Raw genomic sequence first — 6,401 nt, forward strand, 5'->3', positions numbered from 1 at the left:
TCTGATTTTTGAATTGTACCTAGCAGCCCATGGCTTGTCCATGCGTTTTCCGCTGGCCCGCCGCCATGCCGCATTATCCAGGCAAGATTTCTGGTTGACAACTAAACAGCTGTTTGATACAGTCGTATTAAACGCTTGTTTGAAACACTTGTTTGGAGCTCTCGCCGGCACATCCAGGCTTGCCGCGACAGGCGCCACGTTCAACTAACGAAGGTCACCATGTACTCGAATCAATTCACCCGCATCGACAAGCCGGCCGCCGGCGTCGCTCTCGCCCTTGGCGCCGCCGTCCTGCTGGCCGCCTGCGGCCAGAAAGCCCCGCCCGCGCCGCCACCGCCGGGTCCGCCGCAAGTGGTGGTGCACACCGTTGCGGCCCAGCCGATGACGGTCACCACCGAGCTGGCCGGACGCACCTCCGCCTACCAGGTGGCGGAAGTGCGGCCCCAGGTCGGCGGCCTGGTCCTCAAGCGCCTGTTCGTCGAAGGTTCCACCGTCAAGGCCGGCACGCCGCTGTACCAGATCGATCCGGCCAGCTTTGTCGCCGCCGTCAATTCGGCCAGGGCCACCCTGGCCAGCGCCAGGGCGCGCGTCATGGCGGCCGAGCCGAAGGCGAAGCGCTACCAGGAATTGCTGGCCATCGAAGGCGTCAGCAAGCAGGACCTGGAAGACGCGCTGGCCGCCGCCGCCCAGGCGCGCGCCGACGTCGAAGCGGCCCAGGCCGCGCTGGACGTGGCCAACATCAACCTGAAGTACACGAATGTCTACGCCCCGATCGGCGGCCATATCAGCCGTTCCAAGGTGACCGCCGGCGCCCTGGTGACGGCCGGCCAGGCCGACGCGCTGACCACCGTGCAGCAGCTCGACCCGATCTATGTCGACGTGACCCAGTCCAGCACCGAGCTGCTGGCGCTGCGCCGCCGTTTCGAATCCGGCAAGCTGAAGCAGGCCGACGGCGGCCAGGCCCCGGTCAGCCTGCTGCTGGCCGACGGCAGCAAGTATGCGGCCCAGGGCAAGCTGCAATTCGCCGACGTGAGCGTCGATGCCGGTACCGGCAACGTCACCCTGCGCGCGCTGTTCCCGAATCCGAAGGGCGAACTGATGCCCGGCATGTATGTGCGCGCCGTGCTCGACAGCGGGGTGGATGCACAGGCCATCACCGTGCCGCAGGTCGGCGTGACGCGCAACCAGCGCGGCGAAGCGACCGCCCTGGTATTGAACAAGGAAAACAAGGTCGAGCAGCGCGTGCTGAGCACCGGCGCCGCCGTGGGCGACCGCTGGGTGGTCAACGCCGGCCTGGCGCCGGGCGAACGGGTGATCGTCGAAGGCTTGCAGCAGGTGCAGCCGGGCGCGCCCGCCGTGGCGGTGCCTGCCGCTCCTGCCGCTGCCGCGAAAGCCGGCGCCCCGGCCCCGGCGGGAGCGTAATATGGCCCGTTTCTTTATCGACCGTCCGATCTTCGCGTGGGTGATCGCGCTGGTGATCATGCTGGGCGGCGTGCTGGCCATTATGGGCTTGCCGATCTCGCAGTATCCGAATATCGCGCCGCCATCGATTTCGATTGCCGGCAACTATCCGGGCGCCTCGGCCAAGACGGTGGAAGACGCCGTGACCCAGGTCATCGAGCAGAAAATGAAGGGCATCGACGGCTTGCAATACATGTCGTCGAGCAGCGATTCGAGCGGTTCCATCGGCATTACCCTGACCTTCAAGAACGGCACCGATCCCGACATCGCCCAGGTCCAGGTGCAGAACAAGCTGCAGCTGGCCACGCCGCTGCTGCCGGCCGCCGTGACCCAGCAGGGCCTGGTGGTCAGCAAAGCCACCATGAACTTCCTGATGGTGCTCGGTTTCGTCTCGGAAAACGGCAAGATGGAAGAAGCCGACCTGGGCGACTACGTCGCCTCCAGCGTGGTCGATTCGCTCAGCCGCGTCGAGGGCGTGGGCGAAGTGACCCAGTTCGGCTCGCAATACGCGATGCGGATCTGGCTCGATCCGGCCAAGCTGCTCAGCTACCAGCTGATCCCGGAAGATATCGCCAGCGCCATCCGCGCCCAGAACGCGGAAGTGTCGGCCGGTGAGCTGGGCGGCGCCCCGGCGCGCCGCGGCCAGCAGTTGAACGCCACCGTGTCGGCCCAGAGCCGCCTGCAGACGAAGGAGCAGTTCGGCGCCATCCTGCTGAAAACCCGTGCCGACGGCGCCGTGGTGCGCCTGCGCGACGTGGCGACCATGGAACTGGGCAGCGAAAGCTATAACATCGTGGCCCGCTTCAACGGCAAGTCGGCGGCCGGCGTGGCGATCAAGCTCGCCACCGGCGGCAATGCGCTCGACACGGCCAACAAGGTCAAGGCCCGCATCGCGGAGATGGAAAAGAACTTCCCGCCCGGTATGAAAGCCGTGGTCGCCTTCGATACCTCGCCGTTTGTCAAGCTGTCGATCGAGGAAGTCGTCAAGACCCTGGTCGAGGCGATCGTGCTGGTGTTCCTGGTGATGTACCTGTTCCTGCAGAATTTCCGCGCCACCCTGATCCCGACCATGGCCGTGCCGGTGGTGCTGCTCGGCACCTTCGGCGTGCTCAGCATCCTCGGCTACTCGATCAACACGCTCACCATGTTCGCCATGGTGCTGGCGATCGGCCTGCTGGTCGACGATGCCATCGTGGTGGTCGAGAACGTCGAGCGCATCATGAGCGAAGAGGGCTTGTCGCCCAAGGAAGCGACCAGGAAATCGATGGGCCAGATCACCGGCGCGCTGGTCGGCATCGCCCTGGTGCTGTCGGCCGTGTTCGTGCCGATGGCCTTCTTCAGCGGTTCGACCGGCGTGATCTACCGCCAGTTCTCGATCACCATCGTCTCGGCGATGGTGCTGTCGGTGCTGGTGGCGATGGTGTTCACCCCGGCCCTGTGCGCGACCTTGCTCAAACCGGTCGAGAAGGGCCACAAGGCGGCGTCGACCGGCTTTTTCGGCTGGTTCAACCGCAGTTTCGACAAGGGCAGCCGGCGCTACCAGGGCTGGGTCGGCACGCTGATCGCGCGCACCGGCCGCACCCTGGTCGTGTACGGCATCCTGGCGGCAGTGATGGCCTTCGGCTTCCTGCGCCTGCCGACCTCCTTCCTGCCGGCCGAAGACCAGGGCATCCTGTTCACCCTGGTGCAACTGCCGGTCGGCGCCACCCAGGAGCGCACGCTCAAGGTGGTCGAACAGGTCGAGCAGCACTACCTGGGCGAGCAGAAGGAAGCGGTCGAATCGGTGTTCTCGGTGGCCGGCTTCAGCTTCGCCGGTAACGGCCAGAACGCGGCCATGGCGTTCGTGAAACTCAAGGATTTCGACGAGCGCAGCAAGGACAGCCTGCGTGCGCCGGCCGTGGTCGGCAAGGCCATGGGCCGCTTCATGCAGATCAAGGATGCGATGGTGTTCGCCATCGCCCCGCCGGCGGTGATGGAACTCGGCAATGCCAACGGCTTCGACCTGATGCTCAAGGATGAAGGCGGCCTCGGCCACGACGCCCTGATGGCGGCGCGCAACCAGCTGCTCGGCATGGCTGCGCAAAGCAAGATCGTCACCCAGGTCCGTCCCAACGGCCTGGAGGATACGCCCCAGTACAAGCTGGAAGTGGACCAGGAAAAAGCCAGCGCGCTGGGCCTGTCGCTGGCCGACATCAACAGCGTCCTGTCGACCTCCTGGGGCGGGGCGTACGTGAACGACTTCATCGACCGCGGCCGCGTCAAGAAGGTGTACATGCAGGGCGCCTCGGACGCGCGCATGGCGCCGGAAGACATCGGCAAATGGTACGCCCGCAACGCCAGGGGCGAGATGGTCTCGTTCTCGAGCTTTGCCAGCGGCAAGTGGATCAGCGCATCGCCGCGCCTGGAGCGCTACAACGGCACGCCGTCGCTGAACATCCAGGGCGAGGCGGCGCCGGGCTACAGCTCGGGCGACGCCATGCTGGAAATGGAGGCGCTGGTCGCCAAGCTGCCGCCGGGCGTGGGCTACGAGTGGAATGGCGTCTCGATCGAAGAGCGCGCCGCCGGCTCGCAAACGAGCATGCTGTACGCCATGTCCTTGCTGATCGTGTTCCTGTGCCTGGCCGCGCTGTACGAAAGCTGGTCGATCCCGTTCTCGGTGCTGCTGGTGGTGCCGCTGGGCGTGCTCGGCACCGTGCTCGGCACCATCGCCTTCGGCATGGCCAACGATGTGTACTTCCAGGTGGCGCTGCTGACGGTGGTGGGCCTGGCCGCCAAGAACGCGATCCTGATCGTCGAGTTTGCCAAGGAACTGGAAGACGGCGGCATGGAGCTCAAGAAAGCAACCCTGGAAGCGGTGCACCTGCGCCTGCGTCCGATCCTGATGACCTCGATCGCCTTTGGCCTCGGCGTGCTGCCGCTGGCAATCAGCAGCGGGGCCGGCTCGGCCAGCCAGAACGCCATCGGCATCGGCGTGCTGGGCGGGATGCTGAGCGCGACCTTCCTCGGGATTTTCTTCGTGCCGGTGTTCTTCGTCCTTGTGCGCGCCTTCGTGGTCCGCAACAGCAAGGCGGCCGCCGTGCCTACCGCCGTCCCTGTGGAAGGCCATTGACATGAACAAGCCATTGATGACTATGATGCGTTCCACCCTGAAACTGACCTTACTCGCAGCCGTGCTCGGCGGCTGCACCATGATGCCCAAGTACCAGCAGCCGGTCAGCCCGGTCGCTGCGGCTTGGCCTACCGGCACGGCCTACCCGGCGCAGGACGCCCAGGGTATGCCGGCGGCGGCGATCGCCTGGCGCGATTACTTCGCCGACGAGCGCCTGAAACAGCTGATCGCCCTGGCCCTGGCCAATAACCGCGATCTGCGCGTCGCGGCGCTCAATATCGACAAGGCGCGCGCCCAGTACCGCATCGAGCGCGCGGCGCTGCTGCCCCCGGTGGCGGCGGGCGCCAGCCAGAACGCCCAGCGCACGGCCGATAATCTGAGCGTGGGCGGGCAGGGCGGCGTGAGCCGGCAATACGGGGTCAACCTGGGCGTGGCCGCCTGGGAGGTCGACCTGTTCGGGCGCGTGCGCAGCCTGTCGGAAGCGGCCCTGCAGACCTACCTGGGCACCGAGGAAGCGCGCGCCAGCGTGCAGATCGCGCTGGTGGCCGAGGTGGCCAACGCCTACCTGACCCTGATGGCCGACCAGGAGCGCCTGGCGCTGGCGCGCCAGACCCTGGCGAGCCAGCAGCGTTCGCTCGAACTGAGCGACAGCCGGGTCAAGGCCGGCGCCGCGCCCGGGCTGGACCTGTACCAGGCGCGCACCACCGTGGAAGCGGCGCGCGCCGATGCCGCCGCCTACACGGCCCAGGTGGCGCAGGACCAGAATGCCCTGACCCTGCTGGCCGGCGCCGCCGTGCCGCCCGAACTGCTGCCGCCGGCGGGTTTGGCGGGCGTGACCGCCTTGCTCGATGTCGCCGCGGGCTTGCCGTCCGACCTGCTGTACCGCCGGCCGGACGTGCTGGCCGCCGAACGCACCCTGCAGGCGAGCAACGCCAACATCGGCGCGGCGCGCGCGGCGTTTTTTCCGCGCATTACCTTGACCGGGCAGGCCGGCACGGCCAGTTCCAGCCTGTCGGGCCTGTTCGAAAGCGGCTCGGGCGCGTGGAGTTTCGCGCCGTCGGTCAGCTTGCCGATCTTCGACGGCGGCGCCAACCGCGCCAACCTGGAGGTCGCCAGGGTCAACCGCGAGATCGGCGTGGCGCAGTACGACAAGACCATCCAGGCGGCGTTTCGCGACGTGGCCGATGCGCTGGCCCAGCGCGGCACGGTGGACGAGCGCCTGTCCGCCCAGCAGCAACTGGTGGACGCCTCCGACAAGAGCTACCGCATCTACGAGGCGCGCTACAGGAACGGCGCCGATACCTTCCAGAATGCGCTGATCGCCCAGCGCGCGCTGTACGCGGCGCAGCAGGGCCTGATTTCGGTGAGGCTGGCCGAGCAGTCCAGCCGGGTAAGCCTGTACAAGGCGCTCGGCGGCGGCTGGCAGGCGAGCGACGGCCTGGCGGCGGCCATCCGGCAGTAGTCCAGCGTTCAAGGTCACAACTTTAAAGGTTGACAATCCCGCTCCGGTCATGGCCGGAAGCGGGATTTTTTTTCGATGGAGGGGCACAGGCGGGCCCTTGCGCCCCCCGCATCCGTGCGATTTGTCGCAGTGTCGCCAATGTCAGGGCGATCCGGCACTGATTCGTTGTAATTTTCATACAAATACCGGATGTAACTATTTTTCCAGATGTAAATATTCTCCTAAACCATTTAAAAATTCCTCAGATACATTCCCTGAACGGCGGCAAGCGGCGCGAAAACGACAGGCGGTACGGTCTGCGCGCACGTCATGGTCCGTCAAAATATATTTTTGCCAACATTTTTGGCAAGGCACACGAGGAATGTACAC

The 6,401-nt window shown here is 66.1% G+C and carries 3 protein-coding genes; all 3 read left to right on the forward strand.

What is annotated here, in order from left to right; genetic code table 11:
• Nucleotides 1-219: 219 nt before the first annotated feature.
• The 3 genes from EJB06_RS24980 to adeC are packed head-to-tail and all read left to right on the forward strand — an operon-like array spanning nucleotide 220 to nucleotide 6,032.
• Entirely contained in the window at nucleotides 220-1,422 is a 1,203-nt protein-coding gene (locus EJB06_RS24980; RefSeq protein WP_126076737.1) for an efflux RND transporter periplasmic adaptor subunit, read from the forward strand.
• A 1-nt stretch (nucleotide 1,423) separates the two neighbouring features.
• The gene (locus EJB06_RS24985; protein WP_126076738.1) at nucleotides 1,424-4,570 is read left to right on the forward strand and encodes an efflux RND transporter permease subunit; all 3,147 of its coding nucleotides are present in this window, start codon (nucleotides 1,424-1,426) and stop codon (nucleotides 4,568-4,570) included.
• A gap of 1 nt (nucleotide 4,571) precedes the next feature.
• Entirely contained in the window at nucleotides 4,572-6,032 is a 1,461-nt protein-coding gene (gene adeC, locus EJB06_RS24990) for an AdeC/AdeK/OprM family multidrug efflux complex outer membrane factor (RefSeq protein WP_307720477.1), read from the forward strand.
• The last annotated feature ends 369 nt before the right edge of the window (nucleotides 6,033-6,401 follow it).

Source organism: Massilia atriviolacea, assembly GCF_003953935.1.
Classification (GTDB): Bacteria; Pseudomonadota; Gammaproteobacteria; order Burkholderiales; family Burkholderiaceae_D; genus Telluria_A; species Telluria_A atriviolacea.